General features: G+C 34.6%; 2 protein-coding genes. Both read left to right on the top strand.

Going from position 1 to position 2,011, the window contains the following annotated elements:
* Window positions 1-144 precede the first annotated feature (144 nt).
* Window positions 145-1,560 (top strand): IS21 family transposase, encoded by a 1,416-nt coding sequence (gene istA / locus ACEN33_RS12185; RefSeq protein ID WP_407090967.1) that lies wholly within the window; start codon window positions 145-147, stop codon window positions 1,558-1,560.
* On the top strand, window positions 1,557-2,011 hold a 455-nt coding region (locus tag ACEN33_RS12180), incomplete at its 3' end, for an ATP-binding protein (protein ID WP_407095191.1). The genes istA and ACEN33_RS12180, both read left to right, overlap by 4 nt.

Here is a 2,011-nt window from a genome sequence, read left to right as displayed (position 1 = left end):
TTGTTTATGGCAATATAATAATACATAAGATTGCAGCCTAAAAGTACATAACCAGGCAACAAAAAAAGCCTTGTTAGTCATCCAGTTTACCTCTAAAGTTTAAGTTACGACGCTTAACTTGGAGGAAGAAAAAGGATGCTAACAATGGCTGATATTAATACTATCAAAAATCTACGTAATAATCACGATAAATCAATAAATGAAATTGCAACAACTTTAGATATTAACTGGCGTACTGCAAAGAAGTATGCTGATGGTTTAGTGTTACCTGAAAAAAACTTGAAGAAAAAAGTTGGAATGATGTATGACGAAGATTGGGGAGACATCGTTTCATTGTGGCTAGAAGAAGACTATCGTCTTCCCAAAAAGAAAAGAAGAACAAACAAAAATTATTTTGAAGGACTAGAGACAATAGGTTTTAAAGGCTCATATCGTACGGTTTGCAATTTTGTACACGACTGGAAAAGTTCACATCATCATGATCTTCCGAGTGCAGGTTATGAAAGACTCGAACATCCTCCAGCAGAAGCCCAATTAGACTTTGGAACAATGGAAGTTGAACATGAAGGATCATTTAAGGATGTCAAAGCATTAGTGTTAAGTACTCCGTTTAGCAATGCGGGATTTGCAGTTGCTTTACCAAGTGAAAATCAGGAATGCTTATTAACTGGTATGAAAGAAATCTTTAAGCAAATGGGCTGTGTCCCTAAGACAATTCGAATTGATAATATGACAACTGCAGTTATTAAACCAAAATCAAAATTCAAGGATGCAAAGTTAACGAATGAATTTCTACAATTTGCAATGCATTATGGGTTCAATGTCCAAACTTGTAACCCTGCAAGTGGTCATGAAAAAGGTAGTGTTGAAAATAAAGTCGGATATGTTCGCTATAATTTCTTTTCTGAAACACCCAAGATGAAAGATTTTTCTTCTTTGAATAAAGATTTAGAACAGAGAATGGTAAAGAAACGAAAAGAAAAACACTATGAGAAAATAAGAACGATAGAATCACTTTGGAAAGAAGAAAAGAAATCCTGCTTAGAACTACCAGATGAAGATTACCCTGTCTTTAAAGAAGTTCTAGTAAGAGCAAATAAAATGAATGAAATAAAATTAGATAATACTTTAATACATATTCATAATTCATGGCGTCATGGTGAAGTATATGCCTATCTCACTTGGGACAAATATCGTATTATCACTCGCAACGGAGAAATCATTCAAGAAGATTTTCGTCCATATGTTACTCGAAAACGAGCAATTGATTGGCCTACAATCCTTAGGGATTGGAAACAGCGGTTATCTAAAATCACTTATTCACGATACTGGAAGTACCTTCCAGGACGGATACAGTCATATTTGAGTGTTGATGATCTACGTTTACTCTACCAACGACTCGATCGTTTATTAGGTTTGTTATCTGTTCATACAATGATTGAATTGAATGAAAGGTTCTATGAACTGATTTCTGAAGAGTATGAGGAAAGTCTATCTGATGTGAACTGGCAAGGATATGATGCTCTTACCCAAGTTGCAGCCAAAGGAGTGAAGGTATGATTTATACTTTAGAAACAGTATGTAAAGAACTGCGCTTAAATAGTTTACCAAGCTTAGTTGATGATCCTAAACAAGAAGAATGGCTACTTAAATTGTTAATAAATGAAGTAGAAGCTAAAGAAGAACGAAAAATTCAACGTTTAATTAAGCAAGCGAAGTTTATTGGCCATAAAACACTTGATTCCTTCGAGTGGCATCAAGATATTCGGTTACAAGATTCCCAAACTAGAGAAATATTAACTTCTCTTGATTTTATAAAAGAAAATCAAAATATTGTATGTATTGGTGCCCCAGGCACCGGTAAAACTCATTTAGCTAGTGCTTTAGGCTACAAAGCTTGTCAACAGGGTATTGAGACTCGATTTTGGCGAGTTAGTGACCTTGTCTTAGAACTTGAACGAGCATGGAAAAACAATCAATTAGAGCGGTTTAAAAAACGATTTAATCGAGT

It is taken from the genome of Ruoffia sp. FAM 24228, assembly GCF_045528575.1.
Taxonomy (GTDB): Bacteria; Bacillota; Bacilli; order Lactobacillales; family Aerococcaceae; genus Ruoffia; species Ruoffia halotolerans.
Note: the sequence above shows the minus strand (reverse complement) of the source record. Positions and strands in the feature narration are given on the sequence as shown.